17 protein-coding genes and 1 other RNA gene are annotated in these 20,925 nt (G+C 59.7%); 4 read left to right on the plus strand and 14 right to left on the minus strand.

Features of this window, described 5'->3' with window-relative positions; translation table 11 throughout:
- The 9 genes from mraY to rsmI all read right to left on the minus strand — a co-directional run bounded on the left by mraY (nucleotide 1) and on the right by rsmI (nucleotide 9,050).
- Nucleotides 1-1,083 (minus strand): phospho-N-acetylmuramoyl-pentapeptide-transferase, encoded by a 1,083-nt coding sequence (mraY, locus tag AC07V4_RS13105; protein ID WP_060753913.1) that lies wholly within the window; start codon nucleotides 1,081-1,083, stop codon nucleotides 1-3.
- The gene (locus AC07V4_RS13110) at nucleotides 1,083-2,453 is read right to left on the minus strand and encodes a UDP-N-acetylmuramoyl-tripeptide--D-alanyl-D-alanine ligase (protein WP_492636877.1); all 1,371 of its coding nucleotides are present in this window, start codon (nucleotides 2,451-2,453) and stop codon (nucleotides 1,083-1,085) included. Before AC07V4_RS13110 ends, mraY begins: the two co-directional genes overlap by 1 nt.
- Nucleotides 2,446-3,909 (minus strand): UDP-N-acetylmuramoyl-L-alanyl-D-glutamate--2,6-diaminopimelate ligase, encoded by a 1,464-nt coding sequence (locus AC07V4_RS13115; protein ID WP_492636876.1) that lies wholly within the window; start codon nucleotides 3,907-3,909, stop codon nucleotides 2,446-2,448. The genes AC07V4_RS13110 and AC07V4_RS13115 overlap by 8 nt, the downstream gene beginning before the upstream one ends.
- Entirely contained in the window at nucleotides 3,909-5,651 is a 1,743-nt protein-coding gene (locus AC07V4_RS13120; protein WP_492636972.1) for a peptidoglycan D,D-transpeptidase FtsI family protein, read from the minus strand. The genes AC07V4_RS13115 and AC07V4_RS13120 overlap by 1 nt, the downstream gene beginning before the upstream one ends.
- Complete coding sequence (gene ftsL / locus AC07V4_RS13125; RefSeq protein WP_431752394.1) at nucleotides 5,651-5,944, minus strand: cell division protein FtsL; 294 nt, start codon at nucleotides 5,942-5,944, stop codon at nucleotides 5,651-5,653. Before ftsL ends, AC07V4_RS13120 begins: the two co-directional genes overlap by 1 nt.
- Nucleotides 5,941-6,888 (minus strand): 16S rRNA (cytosine(1402)-N(4))-methyltransferase RsmH, encoded by a 948-nt coding sequence (gene rsmH, locus AC07V4_RS13130; protein WP_004371992.1) that lies wholly within the window; start codon nucleotides 6,886-6,888, stop codon nucleotides 5,941-5,943. Before rsmH ends, ftsL begins: the two co-directional genes overlap by 4 nt.
- Nucleotides 6,885-7,340, minus strand: a complete 456-nt coding sequence (gene mraZ / locus AC07V4_RS13135; protein WP_003171868.1) for a division/cell wall cluster transcriptional repressor MraZ — start codon at nucleotides 7,338-7,340, stop codon at nucleotides 6,885-6,887. The genes rsmH and mraZ overlap by 4 nt, the downstream gene beginning before the upstream one ends.
- Before the next feature lie 354 nt (nucleotides 7,341-7,694).
- Nucleotides 7,695-8,048, minus strand: an RNA gene (gene rnpB / locus AC07V4_RS13140) — RNase P RNA component class A.
- 96 nt (nucleotides 8,049-8,144) lie between these two features.
- Nucleotides 8,145-9,050, minus strand: coding sequence for a 16S rRNA (cytidine(1402)-2'-O)-methyltransferase (rsmI, locus tag AC07V4_RS13145; protein WP_492636971.1), 906 nt, complete (start codon nucleotides 9,048-9,050; stop codon nucleotides 8,145-8,147).
- Nucleotides 9,051-9,226: 176 nt separating this feature from the next.
- Here rsmI and AC07V4_RS13150 point away from each other — a divergent pair, with 176 nt between their 5' ends.
- The 4 genes from AC07V4_RS13150 (at nucleotide 9,227) to AC07V4_RS13165 (ending at nucleotide 12,673) form a co-directional block, all read left to right on the plus strand.
- Nucleotides 9,227-11,038 (plus strand): penicillin-binding protein activator, encoded by a 1,812-nt coding sequence (locus AC07V4_RS13150; protein WP_492636875.1) that lies wholly within the window; start codon nucleotides 9,227-9,229, stop codon nucleotides 11,036-11,038.
- Entirely contained in the window at nucleotides 11,038-11,409 is a 372-nt protein-coding gene (locus AC07V4_RS13155; protein WP_431752763.1) for a YraN family protein, read from the plus strand. The genes AC07V4_RS13150 and AC07V4_RS13155 overlap by 1 nt, the downstream gene beginning before the upstream one ends.
- Nucleotides 11,410-11,501: 92 nt before the next feature.
- Nucleotides 11,502-12,095, plus strand: a complete 594-nt coding sequence (locus AC07V4_RS13160) for a phosphoheptose isomerase (RefSeq protein WP_007904374.1) — start codon at nucleotides 11,502-11,504, stop codon at nucleotides 12,093-12,095.
- Nucleotides 12,092-12,673, plus strand: coding sequence for a BON domain-containing protein (locus AC07V4_RS13165; protein ID WP_492636874.1), 582 nt, complete (start codon nucleotides 12,092-12,094; stop codon nucleotides 12,671-12,673). Before AC07V4_RS13160 ends, AC07V4_RS13165 begins: the two co-directional genes overlap by 4 nt.
- Before the next feature lie 68 nt (nucleotides 12,674-12,741).
- On the opposite strand, the gene AC07V4_RS13170 is transcribed toward AC07V4_RS13165, so the two are convergent.
- The 5 genes from AC07V4_RS13170 to AC07V4_RS13190 form a co-directional block, all read right to left on the minus strand.
- Nucleotides 12,742-13,509 carry a YiaD family glycine zipper/OmpA-like lipoprotein gene (locus tag AC07V4_RS13170; protein ID WP_431753597.1) on the minus strand — a complete coding sequence of 256 codons (768 nt, stop codon included), beginning with the start codon at nucleotides 13,507-13,509 and terminating at the stop codon, nucleotides 12,742-12,744.
- A gap of 232 nt (nucleotides 13,510-13,741) precedes the next feature.
- Entirely contained in the window at nucleotides 13,742-14,386 is a 645-nt protein-coding gene (locus AC07V4_RS13175; RefSeq protein WP_492636873.1) for an MBL fold metallo-hydrolase, read from the minus strand.
- Between the two features lie 76 nt (nucleotides 14,387-14,462).
- On the minus strand, nucleotides 14,463-17,192 hold the full coding sequence (locus AC07V4_RS13180; RefSeq protein ID WP_492636872.1) for a winged helix-turn-helix domain-containing protein: 2,730 nt from the start codon (nucleotides 17,190-17,192) through the stop codon (nucleotides 14,463-14,465).
- A gap of 225 nt (nucleotides 17,193-17,417) precedes the next feature.
- Nucleotides 17,418-18,782, minus strand: a complete 1,365-nt coding sequence (locus tag AC07V4_RS13185) for a DUF1329 domain-containing protein (protein ID WP_492636871.1) — start codon at nucleotides 18,780-18,782, stop codon at nucleotides 17,418-17,420.
- Nucleotides 18,783-18,809: 27 nt separating this feature from the next.
- The gene (locus AC07V4_RS13190) at nucleotides 18,810-20,681 is read right to left on the minus strand and encodes a DUF1302 domain-containing protein (RefSeq protein ID WP_492636870.1); all 1,872 of its coding nucleotides are present in this window, start codon (nucleotides 20,679-20,681) and stop codon (nucleotides 18,810-18,812) included.
- Between the last annotated feature and the right edge of the window lie 244 nt (nucleotides 20,682-20,925).

A 20,925-nucleotide genomic window follows, 5' to 3' on the forward strand; every position in this document is an offset into this window, starting at 1 on the left:
CTACCTCAGTTTCAGGGTGGCAAGGCCGATCAGCACGAGAATCACGGTGATGATCCAGAAGCGGACGATCACACGCGGCTCGGGCCAGCCCTTGAGTTCAAAGTGGTGGTGAATCGGTGCCATGCGGAACACACGACGCCCGGTCAATTTGAAGGAAGCCACCTGGATGACCACCGACAGGGTTTCCATCACGAACACACCGCCCATGATGAACAGCACGATTTCCTGGCGAACGATCACGGCAATGGTGCCCAAGGCCGCACCCAGCGCCAGTGCGCCAACGTCGCCCATGAAGACTTGTGCCGGATAGGTGTTGAACCACAGGAAGCCCAGGCCGGCACCGATCAGCGCGCCGCAGAATACGATCAGTTCACCCGCACCCGGTACATAAGGAATCAGCAGGTATTCGGCGAATTTCACGTTACCCGACAGATAGCAGAAGATGCCGAGCGCGCCGCCCACCATCACCGTCGGCATGATCGCCAGGCCGTCGAGGCCGTCGGTGAGGTTCACCGCGTTGCTCGAACCGACGATCACGAAGTAGGTCAGCACCACGAAGCCGACGCCCAGGGGAATGCTGGCGTCCTTGAGCATCGGGATGATCAGGGTGGTCTCCACGGCGCTTGGCGCAGTGGTGTACAGGAAGATTGCAGCGGCAAGGCCGAACACCGACTGCCAGAAATACTTCCAGCGGCTTGGCAGCCCCTTGGAGTTTTTCTCGATCACTTTGCGGTAGTCATCGACCCAACCGATGGCACCGAACAGCAGGGTCACCAGCAGCACGACCCACACGTAGCGGTTGTGCAGGTCGGCCCACAGCAAGGTGCTGATGCCGATGGACGACAGGATCAACGCACCGCCCATGGTCGGGGTGCCGGACTTGGACAGGTGCGACTGCGGGCCGTCATTACGAACCGATTGACCAATTTGCAGGTTCTGCAGGGTGCGGATCATCCACGGCCCCAGAAACAGCGACAGAGACAACGCGGTCAGCACACCCAGAATCCCGCGCAGGGTCAGGTACTGAAAGACCGCGAAGCCTTTGTAGAACTGTTGCAGATACTCAGCCAGCAGCAGCAGCATTAATGTTTCTCCGTACTTGAGCCACACAAGGCCGCGACGACGTTTTCCATCACCGCGCTGCGCGATCCCTTGATCAAAATAGTGGTGTGTTTGTCTTGCTCAGTCGCTGTCAGCGCCTGGATCAATTCAGCCTGGGTCGCGAAGTGACGCGCACCGGGGCCGAAGGCGTTGATGGCATGAGCCATGTTCGGGCCAACGGCGTAGAGCGCGTCGACTTTGCCAGTGGCATAAGCGCCGACTTCGCGGTGGGACTGTTCAGCCCAGTCACCCAGCTCGGCGATATCGCCCAGCACCAGCACCTTGCGACCAGCGAAGCCCTTGAGCAGATCAATGGCGGCGCAGACCGAAGACTGGTTGGCGTTGTAAGTGTCATCAATCACGCGCATGCCGTTGGCAGCCAACTGCGCCACGGTACGGCCCTTGACTGGCTGTACCGCTCCCAGACCGGTGGCGATCCCAAACAGCGACACACCCAGGGCGTGGGCGGCAGCCGCGGCGGCCAAGGCATTGGCGACGTTGTGATTGCCCAGCAGGTTCAGTTGCACGTGTTCGTCACCTTGCGGGGTATGCAAGGTAAAGGATGGGCAGCCACGGGCATCCACCGTGATATTGGAGGCGTGGAAATCGGCCGCTGCGTTCAACACGGCAAACGTCAGGACCTTGCGCCCGGCGGCGCGTACACGCCAGGTTTCGAAGGCCTTATCGTCCAGGTTCAGTACAGCTGTGCCGGAGGCATCGAGGCCTTCAAGGATTTCGCCCTTGGCTTCGACGATCTTCTCCGGGCCGCCGAATTCGCCAACGTGGGCTGTCCCGGCATTGTTGATAATTGCCACGTGAGGCTTGGTCAGCGCCACGGTGTAGGCAATTTCGCCGATGCGCGAAGCGCCCAACTCAATCACCGCCGCCGTATGTTCCGGGGCCAATTCGAGCAGGGTCAGCGGAGCGCCAAAATCATTGTTCAGGTTGCCACGGGTGGCGAGCACTGGCCCGCGCGTGCGCAATACTCCAGCGAGCAGTTCCTTGACCGTGGTCTTGCCGCTGGAGCCGGTGATGGCTGCAACCGGCTTGCTGAAGGCAGCACGGTTCAGCGCCCCCAGTTGGCCCAGTGCCAGGCGGGTGTCGGCGACCAGCAATTGCGGCAATGTGGAGTCTGCGACTTCACGCTGCACCAGCGCGCCAACGGCGCCTTTGGCGGCAACGTCATTCAGGTAATCGTGACCATCAAAACGCGGGCCGGCCAAGGCGACAAACAACTGGCCCGGCTTGATGTTGCGACTGTCGATACTGACGCCGTCGAAGCTGCAATCGCTCGACAACACACGGGCCGACAGGGCCTGGGTCAGCTCGCTGAACTTCATCGCTTTAAGCATGGGCAACCTCCCAAGCGGTCAAGGCGTGATCGGCTTCGACCAGATCGGAGAAAGCGTGACGTTCGCCGTTGATTTCCTGGTAGTCCTCGTGACCTTTACCGGCCAGTACCACCACGTCATCAGCGCTGGCGCTGGCGATCAATTGAGCGATGGCGGCACCGCGCCCTGCAACGAAGGTAGCCTTGGTGGCGTCTTTGAAACCGACACGAATGTCATCGAAAATCCGGCTCGGGTCTTCGCTGCGCGGGTTGTCATCGGTGACGAGTACGCCATCGGCCAGACGCTCGACAATTTCAGCCATCAACGGGCGTTTACCGCGATCGCGATCACCGCCACAGCCGAACAGGCACAACAACTTGCCCTTGGCGTGTGGACGCAGGGCCACCAGGACTTTTTCCAGTGCATCCGGGGTGTGGGCATAATCGACCACCACCAGCGGCTGTGTGCCGCCACCCAGGCGCTGCATGCGACCGACCGGACCTTCCAGTTTCGGCAGCACACGCAGGATTTCGTCGAGGGCGTAATCCAGACCGAGCAGCGCGCCAACCGCGGCGAGGACGTTGCTCAGGTTGAATCGACCGAGCAGGCTACTGCGCAAATGGTGCTCGCCTTGTGGCGTTACCAGTGTGGCGCGCACGCCTTCGTCATTGAATTGGGCTTCACGGCAATACAGGTAAGCGCCGGCGTCTTCCAGGCTGTAGCTGATCAGACGCGATTCATGCTCTTGCGCCGCCAACTGACGACCAAATTCGTCGTCCAGGTTGACCACGCGGCACTTCAAGTCATTCCAGGCAAACAGCTTGGCCTTTTCGGCAGCGTAGGCCTCCATGGTGCCGTGATAGTCCAAATGATCGCGTGACAGGTTGGTCATCACCGCCACATCAAAAGCCAACGCAGCGACGCGGCCCTGATGCAAACCGTGGGACGACACCTCCATGGCGATCGCCTTGGCACCGGCCTTTTTCAGGTCGGCCAAGGTGGCTTGCACGGCAATCGGGTTTGGCGTGGTGTGCAGGCCGCTTTGCAGCGCGCCATAAAAGCCAGTACCCAGGGTACCGACAATGCCGCAGTGCTGGCCCAACAGATCAAGCGCCTGGGCGACCAATTGGGTCACGCTGGTCTTGCCGTTGGTACCGGTCACGCCCACCAGGTTCAGTTGACGGCTCGGGTCGCCATAGAAACGCCCGGCGATGTCGGACAGTTGCGCAGCCAGGCCCTTGACCGGAATCAACGGCACATCGGTGATTGGCAGCACGGTGGCGCCTTCCACTTCATAAGCCACAGCCGCCGCGCCGCGCTGCAAGGCATCGGCAATATGTTCACGGCCGTCGAACTTGCCGCCAGGCACCGCCAGGAACAGGTCACCGGCACGTACGTTACGGCTGTCCAGGCTCAGCTCGCGAATCAGCAAATCGCGACCGGCATGGGCAAAAATCTTGTTCAGGCTAAGAGACATCAACCGCGCCCTCCATTGGCTTTTACAGCAGCGGCCGGTGGTCCGGCGTTCGCTTGTTGGGTCGGCGGCAGGTTGTCCGGCGTGATGTTCATCAGACGCAGGGTGCCGGACATCACTTTGCTGAATACCGGCGCCGATACCAGGCCACCGAAGTAGCCGGCTTTACTTGGCTCATCGATCACGACAACGATGGCGTAGCGCGGATCACTCATCGGACCGAAGCCTGCGAACAGCGAACGGTAGGAGTTTTCGGCATAGCCCTTGGTACCCACCGACGTCTTACGCGCGGTACCGGACTTGCCCGCCACGTGATACGCAGGCACCTGGGCACGGAATACGCCGCGTGGCGCTTCGATCACTTGTTGCAGCATGCCTTGCATGGTCTTGGCGACTTTTTCCGGGATCACCTGGGTGGCTTTCGGCGCTTCATCGACGTGGATCAGGCTCAACGGAACCATCCGGCCATTATTGGCCAATACAGAGAAAGCATGGGCCAGCTGGATCGCCGTCACCGACAGGCCGTAGCCGTAAGACAAAGTGGCTGTCTCGGCCTTTTTCCAGTCGCGATAGTTCGGCAGGTTGCCGACGCGCTCGCCTGGGAAGTCCAGGCCGGTGGGTTGGCCCAAGCCGATTTTCTGCGCCAGGTGGTAGATGGTTTCGCCGCCGATATCGAAGGCGACCTTACTCATGCCCACGTTACTGGAGTTGATCAGGATACCTGTCAGATCCAGCACCGGACCCTCGGTACGGGACACGTCACGAATAGTGTATTTACCCAACTGCAGGGTGCCTGGGTAGACCTCGACTTTGTCACTGGGCTTCCAGCGTCCCGTTTCCAGGGCGGCACTCATGGAGATGGCTTTCATGGTCGAACCTGGTTCGAACACGTCGATCATTGCGCGGTTACGCATCATCGCCGGTTGCAGGTTACGACGGTTGTTCGGGTTGTAGGTCGGCTGGTTGACCATGGCGAGGATCTCGCCGGTCTTCACGTCCATGATCACCAAGCTGCCGGCTTTGGCGCCGTTCTCGATGATTGCGTTACGCAGCTCGCGGTTGGCCAGGTATTGCAGACGCAGGTCAATCGACAACGCCAAGGGCTTACCGGCCTTGGCGTTTTTGGTGACTTGCACGTCCTTGATCAGTCTGCCGCGCCGATCCTTGATGACTTGCCGCTTGCCAGGAACCCCAGCCAGCCATTCGTCGTAGGCCAGCTCGACACCTTCGCGACCGTGGTCATCGATATCGGTGAAGCCAACCATATGCGCGGTGGTCTCACCGGCCGGGTAGAAACGACGAAACTCTTCGATGCCGTAGACACCGGGGACTTTGAGGTCGAGTACTTGCTGACCTTGTTCAGGCGTCAGCCCGCGAACCAGGTAGATGAATTCCTTATTGGCCTGGGCCTCCAGACGCTCAGCCAAGGCCTTCGGGTCTTGACCCAGGGCGGCTGCGAGCTCCGGCCATTTTTCCTTGGCGGTCTGCAGTTCCTTGGCGTTGGCCCACAGGGTCGTCACCGGGGTGCTAACGGCCAGGGGCTCGCCGTTGCGGTCGGTAATCAGGCCACGGTGCGCAGGAATAGGAATATGACGCAGGCTACGGGCATCGCCCTGGCCGATCAGGAAGTCACGGTCAACGACCTGCAGGTCGATGATCCGCCAGGCGATTGCGCCCACCATCAGCGCGAGCAAGCCGAGCACCACACGGAAGCGCCATGGGTAGAGTGCGCCTTCGAGTTTCATCATGGCGCCACCATGCGGACTTCAGCCGCGCCCGGGATGTGCATTTTCAGCTGTTCGGTGGCCAGCACTTCGATACGGCTGTGGGCGGTCCAGGTGCTTTGCTCGAGAATCAACCGCCCCCACTCCGCCTGCGCCTTATCGCGCACGCTCAATTCCCCGTACAGGGTATTGAGCAACTGGCGGTTCCAGTGGGCGCTGTAGGACACCGCAATCGCGGACACCAGCACGCCGATAAACAGCAGCATCATAAAGAAGCTGCCGCCCGGGAGGGGCTTGGCGAAAAGCTTGCTCACCGTAGTTTCTCCGCGACACGCATGACGGCGCTACGGGAACGTGGGTTGGCCTTGAGTTCGGCTTCGGAAGCGAACTGCGCTTTGCCATGGATTTTGATTTTCGGCACAAAGGCTTCGAAACGTACCGGCAGGTTGCGCGGCAGGTTGTCGGACTCGCCCTTGACCAGACGACGCATGAACAGTTTGACGATGCGGTCTTCCAGAGAGTGGAAGCTGATCACCACCAGGCGACCACCCACTTCCAAGGCATCCAGAGCGGCTTCAAGGCCGGCCTCCAGATCGCCCAGTTCGTTATTGACGTGAATACGCAGGCCCTGGAACGCACGAGTGGCCGGGTTCTTGCCCTTTTCCCATGCAGGGTTGGCGACCTTCAGCACTTCGGCCAGGTCAGCGGTGCGTTCGAATGGCTGGATCTCGCGGCGCTCGACCACGGCGCGAGCCATGCGGCCGGCGAAACGCTCCTCACCGTACTCTTTGAACACGCGGGCGATTTCTTCCACTGGCGCGGTGGCGATGAACTGGGCAGCACTGACACCCCGGGTAGGGTCCATGCGCATGTCGAGGGGGCCGTCGTTCATGAAGCTGAAGCCGCGCTCCGGGTCGTCGAGCTGTGGCGAAGACACACCCAGATCGAGCAAAACCCCGGCCACCTTACCTGCCATGCCGCGCTCGGCCACTTCCGCACCCAGCTCGGCAAAGCTGCGCTGCACAACGACAAAGCGGCCGTCTTCGGCCGCTAGCGCTTGCCCGGTGGCAATCGCTTGAGGGTCTTTGTCGAAACCGAGGAGCTTGCCGTCGGACCCGAGCTGGCTGAGTATCAACCGGCTATGCCCACCCCTGCCGAAGGTGCCATCCAAATAGCAGCCATCCGCGCGTACGGCGAGAGCCTCAACGGCTTCGTCAAGCAGTACGGTGATGTGGTTAAAGCCGCTATCAATAGTCACAGGATCAAATCACGCAGTTCATCAGGCATGGCGCCCGGTTGTTGAATAGCAGCCAGGTCAGCTGCAGAAACAGCATCCCAGGCATCTTCGTCCCACAATTGGAACTTGTTCAGTTGGCCCACCAGCATTGCGCGCTTGTCGAGCTTGGCGTACTCGCGCAGACGCGGCGGCACCAGGAAACGACCGCTGCCATCGAGCTCGAGGTCGACGGCGTTACCAATCAGCAAACGCTGCAGGCGTCGGTTTTCTTCACGCAATGAAGGCAGTGCGCGCAACTTGGTTTCAATCAACTCCCACTCATCGAGGGGGTAAACGCACAAACAAGGATCAACGGCATCAATCGTGATGATTAATTGGCCTGAACTTCGCGAAATGAGCTCGTCACGATACCGACTCGGCATAGCGAGACGGCCTTTTGCATCGAGACTGATAGCGTTAGCTCCGCGAAACACAGATGCGTTTCTCCAAATTTTAACGTTTTACGTTCAAAAAACCCACTTTGTGCCACTTTCCGCCACTTGCGCACACTATAGGAATGCGCCCACCACACCGTCAAGGCGCGGATTCAAGGAAAAGCCTTACAGAACGGAGATTTAGGAACGTAAAAGGAGGAGAAACGGGAGTTTGGCGATGTTTTTGACTCAGCAACCGTAAATAGCTCATAGAGCTACGGCTTAAAGTTAAAGTAATTTATTAAGAGTAAGATTTTTTTGGTATTACGAAGATGCATCTGCCAATGATTTGGCAGGGAGGGATTCTTGCGTTACTACCGGTTTTCTGCCCGAGATTCGGACAGAAGGAAAAAGGTGGAGAGTCGATCTATAAGCCGGGTTCTGTCTTGAACAGTCATTCGTCTACGATGGCCATCACTGGACACCTTTAGCAACCTACCCGGTCCCAGCGCGGGCCACGCCTTGGGACCCTATTTGGTCTTGCTCCAAGTGGGGTTTACCTAGCCACGAACTGTTGCCAGTCGTGCGGTGCGCTCTTACCGCACCTTTTCACCCTTACCGGCACCGAAGTGCTTAGGCGGTTATTTTCTGTGGCACTTTCCGTAGGCTCACGCCTCCCAGGCATTACCTGGCACTTCGCCCTATGGAGCCCGGACTTTCCTCCCCCCCCTAATTTTCATAGAAGGCAGCGACTGTCCAATCGACTCTCCGCCGCGCAGGTTAACGGCACGGCGGGCTTAGGACAAGTAATAAAAGTTCAGGATTGCCATCACGTTCAGACGAAATACAGGTTAACCCCCGGAACTATTCGGCCTTCTGTTTATCCAGCGCCACTTGATACAGCACGTTCTTGCGCAAGCCGGTAATTTCCGCCGCCAGGGCTGCGGCACGCTTGAGGGGCATTTCCTTGAGCAGCAAATCCAGGATGCGCATCGCCTCACTGCCAACCGCCTCTTCATTCTCAGGAGCAGTCCAGCCAGCGACCAATACCACGCATTCGCCTCGCTGCTGGTTGCTGTCACCCTCGACGAAGGCCCGTAACTCTTCCAATGGCAGGCCCTTGAGGGTCTCGAAGGTCTTGGTCAGCTCACGGGCCAGCAGCGCTTGGCGCTCACCGCCGAAGACCAGCTCCATGTCTTGCAGGCATTCAAGGATACGGTGCGGCGCCTCGTAGAAGATCAAGGTACGCGGCTCTTCCTTCAAAGCTTGAAGACGCGCGCGACGCCCGACGGCCTTGGCCGGCAAGAAACCCTCGAAGATAAACCGGTCCGACGGCAGACCGGCGGCAGATAATGCGGCAATCAGCGCGCACGCCCCCGGAACAGGCACTACATTGATACCAGCGGCACGCGCCTGACGAACCAAATGGTAGCCAGGATCGGAAATCAGCGGCGTGCCCGCATCGGAGATCAACGCCACGTCATCCCCCGCCAACAGACGGGTGATAAATCGGCTGCCCTCTTCGCGCTCGTTGTGTTCATGGCACGCGGCTAATGGCGTGCTGATACCAAAATGCTGCATCAAACGCTGGGAGTGGCGCGTGTCTTCCGCCGCAATCAGTTTCACCTCGCGCAACACCTTCAGCGCCCGGGCACTGATGTCGTCCAGGTTGCCAATGGGCGTCGCCACGACAAAAAGCGAGCCTGCAGTGGAATTCAAAGGACCTGGAGCAGTCAAAGCGCACACCTCGATGGTTGGCAAAAGCCACATTGTAGCGTGTAGACGCTTGGAAAATATGCCATCACGGTGGATGCCTTCTAAGCCATCGACGACCGTTTGCAACATCTGCACGACCTAAATCGACGCTTTCACGCCAGTAACATCGCGCCTGAGCCAGTGCTTGGGTACAATTCCACGCTAATTTGATCGGTATCAGGAACACTTACATGATCGCTTGCCTGCGGCTGCTCTCCGCCCTCTGCCTCGCTGCCCTCCTGGCCGCTTGTGCCAGCTCGCCCTCGTCCAGCCTTGGCGACCTTCCCCGGACCCCGGATGCCAGTATCGAGCAACTGCTCGAACAGGCAACCACCGCCAAGACACCAGAAAAGGCCGCACTGCTGCGTCTGAGTGCGGCTGACCTGGCATTCCACCAGAACAACCCTGGCCGCTCGTCGCAGATTCTTGCGCAGGTGCCCCTGGATGTCCTGAAACCGGCCGCACAAGTATTTGCCAACACCCTGGCCGCTGAACTGGCCATGGCCCGCAATCAGCCCAAGGCGGCACTGGCAGCGCTTAATCACCCTAGCCTGCAAAGCCTGAAGGACCTGCCGGCAGACCAGCAGATCCGTACCGGCACCGTGCATGCCCGCGCCTATGAAGCCGACGGCCAGACCCTGGCCGCCGCTCGTGAGCGCGTGGCCATGGCCCCGCTGCTCACCGGCGACGCCGCCAAGAGCAACCATGAAGCTATCTGGGTATTAATTGCCGCGTTACCAGCCGACCAGCTGCAAACAAGCGGCAACCCTGCCCTGGATGGCTGGATCAGCCTGGCCCAAGCGGTCAAGGGCGCCGGAACCCTGGAGCAGCAACAAGCCGCTATCGATACCTGGCGCGCGCAGAACCCGGGCCACCCAGCGGCGGTGCAACTGCCCCTGCCCCTGACCAAACTCAAGGAACTGGCCAGCCAGCCCTTGAACAAAATCGCACTGCTGCTGCCGCAGGAAGGCCCGCTGGCCTCCGTCGGCAAGGCACTACGCGAAGGCTTCATGGCCGCGCACTACCAGGCTGAACAGGCCGGGCAGAAGCCACCGGCGATCGAGTTCTATGACAGCTCGCGCCTGAGTTCCATCGACGACTTCTACGCCAAGGCCCAGGCCGCTGGCGTGCAACTGGTGGTCGGCCCACTGGAGAAGCCGCTGGTCAAGCAACTCAGCACACGCCCACAATTGCCCATCACCACCCTGGCACTTAACTACAGCGAGTCTGATCGCAGCCCGGCCCAACTGTTCCAGTTCGGTCTGGCCGCTGAAGATGAAGCCCGCGAAGTGTCGCGCCGGGCCCGTGCCGATGGCCTGCACCGCGCTGCCGCCATGGTCCCCCGTGGCGAATGGGGCGAGCGCGTCTACAAGGCGTTCCGCCAGGATTGGGAAGCCAATGGCGGCACCGTCGTTGGCGTCGAGTATGTCGATCAGCCAGTCGCCCTCGCCCAACAGATTGCCGACTTGTTCCAACTGCGTAAAAGCGAAGGCCGCGCCAAGAGCCTGCAAAGCACCGTCGGTACTGACGTAGCGGCTCAACCATCGCGTCGCCAGGATATCGAGTTCATCTTCCTGGCAGTCACTCCGCAACTGGCCCAACAGATCAAGCCGACCCTGAACTTCCAGTACGCCGGTGACGTACCGGTTTACGCGACCTCCCACGTGTTCAGCGCCAGCGGTGACAAGAACCAGTACCTGGACATGACCAACGTCATGTTCTGCGAGACCCCATGGCTGCTCAACAGCACCGACCCGCTGCGCAATCAGGTCGCTGCGCAATGGCCACAGGCCAACGGCAGCCTCGGCCGTCTCTACGCAATGGGCGTTGACGCCTACCGCCTGGCACCGCGCCTGGGCCAGCTCAAGGCACTGCCGGATACTCGGGTTGATGGGCTTTCGGGCAGCCTGGGTGTCAGCGCCAACCAGCGCGTCGACCGCCAGATGCCTTGGGCGAAGTTTGTCGGTGGTGACATCCAACGCCTGCCGGACACCCCGCGCTGATGCCCGAGCGGTCCAGCGCACAAAGCGGCAAGGATGCCGAACTTCAAGCTCTCCAGTATCTGCAACAACACGGTCTGCGCCTGTTGGCGCAGAACTGGTTATGTAAACGCGGTGAGCTTGATCTGGTCATGCTTGACGGCGATACAGTAGTATTCGTCGAAGTCCGCTACAGAAAACACGCACAATGGGGTGGCGCGCTCGCCAGTATCGACGGGCGAAAACGTCAGAAGCTGATACTCGCTGCGCAGTTTTTCCTGCAAAAAGAGCATCGCTGGGCTGACTCTCCCTGCCGTTTCGATGTGGTTGCCATAGAAAGCTCACCGACAGGCTTTGCTGGTCTGAACTGGCTCAAAGATGCCTTCGACAGCTGAATTACTGCACACCTTCACCACACACTTTTGCTCTTTGCATTGCGGGCTGCACATTTCCGTGCCACTCAGCCGCGCTACTTAAGGTCACACAGATGGACATGCAATCCCGAATTCGCCAGCTTTTCCAGGCCAGCATCGACACCAAGCAACAGGCGATGGACGTACTTGCACCGCACATCGAGCAAGCCAGTCAGGTCATGGTCAATGCCTTGCTCAACGAAGGCAAAATGCTTTCGTGCGGCAACGGCGGCTCGGCCGGCGACGCCCAGCATTTCTCCTCTGAGCTGCTCAACCGCTTCGAGCGTGAGCGTCCGAGCCTGCCGGCCATTGCCCTGACCACCGACTCGTCGACAATCACCTCGATTGCTAACGACTACAGCTACAACGAAATCTTCTCCAAGCAAATCCGCGCCCTGGGCCAACCGGGCGATGTGTTGCTGGCGATTTCCACCAGTGGCAACTCAGCGAATATTATTCAAGCGATCCAGGCCGCACATGATCGAGAAATGATTGTCGTAGCATTGACCGGCCGCGACGGCGGTGGCATGGCCTCGCTGTTGCTGCCTGAGGACGTGGAGATCCGCGTCCCGGCCAATGTCACTGCACGCATTCAGGAAGTCCACCTGCTGGCGATCCACTGCCTGTGCGATCTGATCGACAGCCAACTGTTCGGGAGTGAAGAATGACCGTTAAACGCCTCAGCCTTTTGGCCATTACGCTGTGCCTCGCCATCAGCGGCTGCAGCACGGCAATCACCGCAACACGTGACACCCCCATTCAGGACGATAAGGGCACTCGTACCTTCGGCAGCAAAATCGATGACTCGCTGATCGAAACCAAGGTCGAGGTGAACGTCGCCAAGGCCGCACCGGACCTGGGCAACGGTGCCTCGCGCATCGTCGTGACCAGCTTCAACGGCGTGGTACTGCTGGCCGGGCAAACCCCACGCGCCGACCTCAAGGCCCAGGCTGAACAGGCCGCATCCAGCGTTCAGCGCGTCAAGAAGGTCCACAACGAACTGCAGGTGATGGACCCGATCACCCTGCTGGCCATCAGCAGCGACGCCCTGCTGACCACCAAGATCAAGACGCAGATGCTGACCGATAGCGCGATTCCCGGCTCGCGCATCAAGGTCGTCACCGATAACGGCATCGTCTACATGATGGGCTTGCTGACCCAGGCGGAAGCCACGCGTGCAGCCAACCTGGTGCAAGGCGTTTCCGGCGTGCAGAAGATCGTGAAGGTGTTCGAATACATCGACTGATGTAACCGACAACCACAAAAAAGGGCGCCGTGCATTGTCTGCACGGCGCCCTTTTTTGTGGCCAGCGTTTATTGGTATTGCTGGTACGGATTGCCTTGGAACTGGTTGTTCTGCTGTGGCGCCTGTTGTTGCTGGGCAGGCTGGCCGTATTGCTGGCCTGGGATCGGGCCGAGGTTAACCTCTACACGGCGGTTCTGGGCGCGGCCATTCACGTCGGCGTTGCTGGCAATCGGGTTATCCGGGCCGGCACCGCGGGCGCTCAGGTTGGTTGGGCTGACGCCTTGAGAGGTCAAGTAGTTCGCCACGCTCTGTGCACGACGCTGGGACAGATCCATATTGAGCTGGCGGCTGCCGGTGCTGTCGGTGTAACCGACGATCTGGATCGTGTTCTGGTTGAACTGCTTGAGGGAGTTGGCCAGATTGTTCAGCGGCGAATAGAAGCTGCTGGCAATCGCATCCGAGTTGGTGGCGAAGGTGATGTTGCCCGGCATGATCAGCTTGATCTGATCACCCTGGCGCTGAACTTCAACCCCGGTATTGGCCATGCTGGCCCGCAGTTTCTTTTCCTGCTGGTCGGCGTAGTAGCCATAGCCCGCACCACCCAGGCCTGCAACGGCAGCACCAATCAGGGCGCCCTTGCCACGGTTGTTATGGTCGATGGCCGCACCGGCCAGACCACCGGCGATAGCAGCCAGGCCGCCGTACTTGGCCGTATTGCTCATGCCCGATGAGCCGTTCGCCTGTCCTTGGCTACCATCGTAAGGGTTGGGAGAAGCACAGCCGGACAACAAGGCAACAGCCGTGGCAACGACGAGCAGACGACGCGAAGTGAACATGAAGGAAGCTCCTACTTTTGCATTCTGTGATGCAGAGGACATTGGCAATGGACCTGTGCGGAGGTTGGAACACGACAAACGGCAAAAATTCCATGCCCGGCAGGCTCCCGCTCTACAACAGCTGAGCACATTAAAACCCTAGCAGACGGTTGCTGAACGGGAATTGTCATTTTCTTTATAAGTGTCGCCGGACAGTCGCCACTTGGTATCCGGAAAAATACCGAGGTCACTCTTAAGCCCGGACAAACGGATTCTCACGCATTTCATCGCCCAGGCGCGTGTCCGGACCATGCCCTGTCACCACCGTCGCCTCCTCGTCCAAGGTATACAAGCGTTGCTTGATCGAACGCACGATCGTCGCCTGATCGCCACCCCACAGGTCCGTGCGCCCCACGCCACGCCGGAACAAAGTGTCCCCGGCAATCAACAGCTGGGCATCGGCAAACCAGAAACTCATCGAGCCCGGCGTGTGCCCCGGCGTATGCAGTGCCACTCCGCAGCCGCAGGCCAGCTCCTCTTCGTCTTCCAGCCAACGATCCGGTGACGGCACCGGTGTATAGGGCACACGAAACATCTGACATTGCATTTCCAGGTTATCCCAGAGGAATTGATCCTCCTTGTGCAAATGCAAGGTCGCGCCCGTCTTTTCCTTCAACTGACCGGAGGCCATGAAGTGATCAAGATGGGCGTGGGTGTGGATGATGCTCACCACCTTGAGACCCAGCGCATCAAGACGCGCCAGGATCAGCTCGTGGTTGCCGCCAGGATCGACCACGATGGCTTTTTTGGTGATGGGATCGCCGATGATGGTGCAGTTGCACTGCAAGGGCCCGACGGGGAATGTTTCGCGGATAAGTGTCGGTTTTGCAGAGTTCATGCAGGGTCCTCAAGTGCCAGTTAATTAACGTTTCGGGGCAACTATCGCTGGAATAACTGCATGAGTAAAACAGACCTTACCCAATCAACTTCAATTCCTGCGCCCGTGCCACCGCTTGAGTCCGGCGCTCCACCCCCAGTTTGCTGTTGATATGGCTGGCGTGAGTCTTGACCGTGTGCAGTGAAATAAACAGCCGATTGCTGATTTCCTGGTTCGAACACCCTTGGGCGATCAACTGCAGCACTGCCAGTTCACGTGCGCTCAGGGTTTCGTGGGCTGGCGAAGATTCAGCCGGAACAACCACGGGCAGTAGCGCCAACAGGCTCTGGTTCAGCAAACCATGGGAGTCCTTGCCAAGTTGCTCGCGCATCCAGTCCGGGTGGTTTTCCAGTAAGCGCTGGAAAGGTTGCAAGGCCCCGCCAGCGCCCGCTTCCAACGCCTTGGAGAGGATCAGCCGAGCCTTGGCTTCCTGGCCGCACTCCAGGAGCAAATGCACCTGCTGAGTCAGCGCCATCAGCGCGATCATCTGGCGCCCGCTGTTTTGGGCTTGTTGCGTCAACGCTTCAAGCCTGCGCAGCGAAGCCTCAGATTGATGACGCGTCGCATCCAGCGCAGCCTGTTGCAGCTCGATATGTTGCGGCAAGTGCGGATGAAACTCCGGCGCAGCGGCCGCATGCTCACCATTGTAGGTCTGCCCCAAGCGGGCCAGCCAAGCGTCGGCCAGGTCAGTACGTCCCTGGATCAGCCACAGCTCACATTTGATCAGTGTGATCATCGCCAGGTAGTAGATCGGCGGTACATCCCAGATATGCATCAGGCGCTCGGCCTCGGCCAGTTCGGCAAATGCCTTGGGGAAATCGCCACGGCGCCCTTCGAAGTTGGCAATCACGCAATGCCCGATCAAGACGCTGATGTCCCGGCAGGCACGGGCTTCTGCCAGGCCGGCGCGCAACCGCGCAATGCCGGCTTCAGGCTGATAACGCACCAGCAGCAGGTAGCCTTCATACAGCGACAGTCGCGCTCTCACAGCATACAAGCGCTGCGGCGCCAGCCCGTGTAAGCGCTGCAAGCCTTGGCGCACTTCATCCAGGGAGCGCAGGATTTCGCCACGCGCCTGCAGCACCCGCGCCCGGTCGTAATGGGCCAGCGCTTCAAACAGAGGGTTGCCGACGCGCTGTGCCAGCTCCAGGGACTCGCGATTCAAACCACGGGCTCGCCACAGGTCAGCGTCGACGATGGCCAGGTTGGAAAGCGTCGACAAGCACATCAGGCGCTGGCCGTAGCGTTTCTGCGGCAGGCTTTCCAACGCCTCGCTGCAATAGCGCTGGGTCGATTCGCGATCTCCACGGCCACGGGCGATGATCCCGCTCAGCGCCAACCATTGGGCCAGCATGGACTTCTGCGCAGTGGCCGACGGGGCCGGCAGGAAGCGACTGAGGTAGCTGGACAACTCTTCCGCCGCATCCAACTGGCAGGCCAGGCCCAAGGCCCAGCTGTACAACACGATCAGCCGTGGCGTGCTGATCAACAGACTGTCAGGCAAGTCCATCTTCCAGCGCAGCAACATGCCGATATTCTGCTCGGCCAGCAATTGCTCTTCGGATAGGTTCTGTACCAAGTTCGCTGCCACATCAAGATGGCCGGCCCGCAGCGCCTGCTCTACTGCCTCATCGATCAAGCCTTGGGTGTTGAACCAGCGGCATGCGCGCAGATGAATACTGGCCAGGGGCAACGTGGCGCTCTTGGCGCGACGAGTGCGCAGCAGGTCGGAAAACAGATGGTGATAACGATACCAATGTCCTTGCTCGTCCAAAGGCACCAGGAATACCTGATGGGACAGCAGGTAGCGCAGGGTTTCCCCACTGTCATGGGCTTCGCGTACGGCGTCACACAGCTCGCTGCAAAAACGATCCTGCGGGGCAGTGTCGTACAAAAATGCTTGAACCTCGACCGGCAGGCAGTCGATGACTTCCTCCAGCAGGTAGTCACGGATCAGCCCTTCTCCACCGTGCAGGCTTTGCGGCAAGGCGCCTTCATTGCCGGCTTCGGAGGCCGCCAACAACCAGAAACGCAGGCCGGCAACCCAACCTTCACTGCGGCGGATCAGATTATCCAGGGCCTCACCCCGCAATGAGCTGCTATGACGATCCAAAACAGCCAGGGATTCATCATGAGTCAGGCGCAGATCTTGTTCGTGCAGCTCCAGCAGATGTCGCGACAAACGTAATCGCGCCAGATGCCAATCCGGACGCTGTCGACTGGTGACCAATACCACCAAGCCATCAGGCAAATGGTTGAGGAAAAACTGCAGGCAGCGGTCCAGCACCGGCCCCTGGGCCAAGTGATAGTCATCCAGCACCAGCAATAAAGGCGCCTGGGTTGAAAGGCATTCAGCGAGCTCATCCAGCAAACCATCGAGCCACTCTTCGAAGGCGAAGGGTTGATGGCGCTGACGCATTTTCAGCAAGCCAAGGGACTGGGCGCCGAGTTGCGGGAAATACTGTTGCAAGCCATCGAGCAGGCGCTCAAGAAATCGGCCTGGGTCGCTGTCCCGTGGGCTCAGGCCTAACCACAGGCTTTGCCAATTCGCCGGCAGAGCCTGGCAGAACTCGACTGCCAGCGAACTTTTACCGAACCCGGCCGGTGCGCTGACCAACAACAATCGCCCCTCCAAACCGGCGCTCAAGCGCTCGCACAGGCGGGGTCGCAGCACATAGCCGTCAGGCAGCGGCGGCCTGTAGAAGCGCGCTTCCAGCGTCGGAATCACTGCGCTTGCAGGCCCTTGGATTCGGGACAGATCAGTCATCGCCGGGCTCTTGTAGAAGGCTGTTGTCGGCATTGCAGATGTCCGCAGACTAGCGGTAAAAGCGGCAGGTTTGTAGATCTTTGCAACATTTGCCTGAAAAAGAACTGCGACAAGAAATGTGAGAGGGGGCTTGCCCCCGATGGCAGTGGGTCAGTCAATGCATAGGCTGACTGCCACACCGCCATCGGGGGCAAGCCCCCTCTCACATTCGAACGCCCGAGCTGTTTAGCGAACACCGTCCTGGCGCAGGGCCGCAGGGGTGAAATCGCTGGTGGTAGCGGTGAAACCAAAGTCATACGCCTGCTTCTCTTCGTTCTTCATGCCCAGCGCCAGATAGCGACCGGACTGCAGGTCGTAGAGGGTTTCCAAGGCATACCACGGCACTTGCTTGTCGTAGTAGTTCTCGGCATGGGCTTCGGCAACGCGCCACAGTTGGCCACGGCCGTCATAGTGGTCGATCACCGCCGCTTGCCAGGTGTCTTCGTCGATGAAGAAGTCACGCTTGGCGTAGATGTGGCGCTGACCTTCCTTCAAGGTGGCGACCACATGCCAGACGCGGCGCAGCTCGTAACGCGCCAGGTCCTGGTTGATGTGGCCGGCCTTGATGATGTCGGTGTACTTGAGCTTAGGATCGTCGACCTTGTAGCTGTTGGAGGCGATGTAGATTTCTTTCTTGCCTTCCAGCTTCCAGTCGTAGCGATCCGGGGCGCCGTTGTACATGTCGAGGTTGTCGGAAGTGCGCAGGCCGTCGGCAGCCGTACCCGGCCCGTCATAAGACACTTGCGGCGCCCGACGCACACGGCGCTGACCGGCGTTGTAGACCCACGCCGAACGCGGTTCCTTTACCTGGTCCAGGGTTTCGTGCACCAGCAGTACACCACCGGCCAGACGCGCCGGTGCGGTCACTTGCTGCTTGAAGTAGAACAGCACGTTGCCCGGGTTTTTCGGGTCGTAGTCCTTCATCTTGTCGCGGAAAACGAACTGGTCCTTGAAATACACCAGGCTGAACGAGCCGTTGGTTTGCGGCGTGGCCTGGGTTACCAGGCGAGTCACGCTGCCGCCGCGATAGCGGGTGATGTGGTTCCAGATGACTTCCACACCGCTTTTCGGGATCGGGAACGGGATCGCCGTCTCGAAGTTTTCCAGGCCGTTACCGCCGGACACAAGGTTAGTGTGGGTGGCGTTCTTCTTGATGGAGGCAAACACCTCAGCCGGCACGGTCGCGCCGCGATGGGTCTCGTACACCGGCATCTTGAAAGTGTCCGGGTAGCGCTTGAACATCGCGTACTGCCCAGGCGCCAGCTTGTCTTTGTACTGCTCGACATTCTGCGCGGTGATGACGAACTTCGGTTGTTCATTGGCATACGGGTTGGCCAGGAAGCCACGGGCATCCACGGCGCCAGCATTGGTGGGCAGTGGCGACCATTTCGGGATAGTGCCCGCCGCGTTACCCGCCATCTCGGCGCCCATCGGGGTGAGGCTCGTGCCCAGTTTGGCGGCTTCATCCGCCGATACCGCCGCCATGACGTTGCTCGCCAGGATCGACAGCCCCAGCACACCCACGTGCAACAGACTTTTTGTTATTTTCATGCTCTGGTCTTCCTGAAATTCAGTCGCTTAGAAGTTGGCGCCGACGCTGAGTGCGATGAAATCGCGGTCATCCACAGTGGAATACTTGCCGCCGAAGAAGTTGGTGTAGGCCAGGCTCGCGGTGTAGGTGTTCTGGTACTCGGCATCCAGCCCGAGACTGACGGCCTTGCGCCCTTCTTCGAAGTTGCCGCCCGGGCCGGGCGAGTAACCACTGACGTCATGGGACCAAGCCACGTTGGGCTTGAGGTTCACACCGGCAAAGACATCCGGGTATTCCCAGATGGCCCGGGTGCGGTAGCCCCACGAGTTGGCGGTGGTGAAGCCGTCGTTGTTGCAGTTGGCCGTCAGGTTGCTGCGGTCTGTACCAGGACCGGCGCCCTGGATCGTGCCGGCGTTGAGTGCCGCACACAGCGGACCGCGACCAGGACCAAACACCGGGTCACGCCCATAACGCGCTTTGGAACTGCTTTCCAGGCCACCCACGTGGGTCAGGCCGACTTCACCCACCAGTGTCAGGCGGCTGGCGCCCATGACCTGATCGAAGAAGTGCGTGAACGTGGTCTGGATCTGGGTAATTTCCTTGCGGCGATAGCCATTCAGATCTTGCCCGGCAACCCCTTTGAGCGGCGACGCGCCACCCAAGCCAATCAGCGGCGTCACACCCGCATACAGGATATCGGTGGTGTTGAGCTGTACCGGCGCGTTTGGCCGATAGCTGACCTCGCCGCTCCAGGCGGTGCCGGTGGGCAATGTGGTCGAGAAGCTCAAGCCGTACAGGCGGATGTCTTCAGGGTACTCCACGAAGTAGCTGGAGTTGCCGGCCACGATCAGCGGCCGCAGGGATTGTGCCGGGGTTGGCGTCAGCGCGTTGGCCGCCGCGTAGGTCGCCGCCGAAGCACCTTTTGCGCTGAAGATCGGCGCACGGCTGTGGTAGTTCATGAAGTACGCGCCGAATTCCGTGTCCAGCGGTTCGAAGTTGTAGTGCATGGCCACGCCGAACTGGCCACCATCACGGGCATCACGATCCGGGCCACGCTTAACCAACACGCCTTCTTCGTTGATATTCACGCCAAATTGGTTCATCAGCGGCAAACCACCACCGGCTGCGATCACCGAGCGCTTGCTGAGCAACCGCAGGTTGTCGTTGCAACCCTTGGTAATCACGTCGGGCTGGGAGAAGAAGGTGCCGCAGTTATCGGTGACGGTCTTGTCCCAATCCAACTGGTAGAAACCTTCGGCCGACAGGTTCTCAGTCAAGTTCTGCGACAGGTAGAACATGTTGACCGGAATCAGGCCTTCCTTGATTTCGGCCCCCGGACGACGGAACGCGGCCACGTCAATCGGGTTGATGGCGTTGATACCACCACCAATGAAGGTACTCTCGCCCCAGCTCACAACTTGCTTACCCAACCGCACGGAGCCCGGCTCATCGGCAATCGAATAGTTGTGGTAGATGAAGGCGTCGAGAATCTGCCCACCGGACGAGCGCGCGCCCATGGGCCGGCCTTTGTCGCTGATGTCCTTGAACTCACGGTTTTCGTCCTTGAGTTCGAAGTCGTACCAGTACTTGCCACGTACGAACACACCGGTATCGCCGTACTTCAGTTCCAGGTCATGAATGCCCTTGAAGATCTTCGAGAAGGTTTCCCCACGCTTGAAGTTCAAGTGGCCGTCATCCGACGTCTGTGACAAACCTTTGCCACCGTTGTTGACGCCGATCAAGTCGCGATTGGCCTTGGAAGTGCTCCAACTGGCACCCACCGACAGGGATGAGTCAAAACTCCCTTCGATTTCACCCACGTTGAAACTGACGCCGAATGCGGGCCCGGCGAGCGTAGAAGCGAGACTGACGGCCAGAGGCAGTCTTGCCCGGCGCCAGAACTGGTTTACTGAGGTCATCGACGCTACTCCATGTGCATTATTGTTATGGCAGTGAGTTCTTTCTTACAGATGCATGTATCAGCCGGAATACAACGATCCCAATGCCGAACGGCAACCGAGCCCCCATGGCCCGAAGCGCAACATCCGCGAAAAACTCTGGAAGGGACTATAGCCAGCAGGGGGTAGCGCTTGATCCCTCTAAAGTGTGATTTGCATCACCAACCCGTCTGCCACAACCCTTTCGCCACACCGATGAAGATCG

Source organism: Pseudomonas sp. GW821-FHT03A09 (assembly GCF_059421065.1).

Bases quoted from the DNA above. Each gene is read 5' to 3' on its own strand.
- AC07V4_RS13150 (WP_492636875.1), top strand. From the start codon at position 9,227: ATGATCGCTTGCCTGCGGCTGCTCTCCGCCCTCTGCCTCGCTGCCCTC.
- AC07V4_RS13110 (WP_492636877.1), bottom strand. From the start codon at position 2,453: ATGCTTAAAGCGATGAAGTTCAGCGAGCTGACCCAGGCCCTGTCGGCC.
- AC07V4_RS13190 (WP_492636870.1), bottom strand. From the start codon at position 20,681: ATGACCTCAGTAAACCAGTTCTGGCGCCGGGCAAGACTGCCTCTGGCC.
- rsmI (WP_492636971.1), bottom strand. From the start codon at position 9,050: ATGTGGCTTTTGCCAACCATCGAGGTGTGCGCTTTGACTGCTCCAGGT.
- AC07V4_RS13180 (WP_492636872.1), bottom strand. From the start codon at position 17,192: ATGACTGATCTGTCCCGAATCCAAGGGCCTGCAAGCGCAGTGATTCCG.
- AC07V4_RS13120 (WP_492636972.1), bottom strand. From the start codon at position 5,651: ATGAAACTCGAAGGCGCACTCTACCCATGGCGCTTCCGTGTGGTGCTC.
- AC07V4_RS13175 (WP_492636873.1), bottom strand. From the start codon at position 14,386: ATGAACTCTGCAAAACCGACACTTATCCGCGAAACATTCCCCGTCGGG.
- AC07V4_RS13170 (WP_431753597.1), bottom strand. From the start codon at position 13,509: ATGTTCACTTCGCGTCGTCTGCTCGTCGTTGCCACGGCTGTTGCCTTG.
- AC07V4_RS13115 (WP_492636876.1), bottom strand. From the start codon at position 3,909: ATGTCTCTTAGCCTGAACAAGATTTTTGCCCATGCCGGTCGCGATTTG.
- AC07V4_RS13160 (WP_007904374.1), top strand. From the start codon at position 11,502: ATGGACATGCAATCCCGAATTCGCCAGCTTTTCCAGGCCAGCATCGAC.
- mraY (WP_060753913.1), bottom strand. From the start codon at position 1,083: ATGCTGCTGCTGCTGGCTGAGTATCTGCAACAGTTCTACAAAGGCTTC.
- AC07V4_RS13185 (WP_492636871.1), bottom strand. From the start codon at position 18,782: ATGAAAATAACAAAAAGTCTGTTGCACGTGGGTGTGCTGGGGCTGTCG.
- AC07V4_RS13155 (WP_431752763.1), top strand. From the start codon at position 11,038: ATGCCCGAGCGGTCCAGCGCACAAAGCGGCAAGGATGCCGAACTTCAA.
- AC07V4_RS13165 (WP_492636874.1), top strand. From the start codon at position 12,092: ATGACCGTTAAACGCCTCAGCCTTTTGGCCATTACGCTGTGCCTCGCC.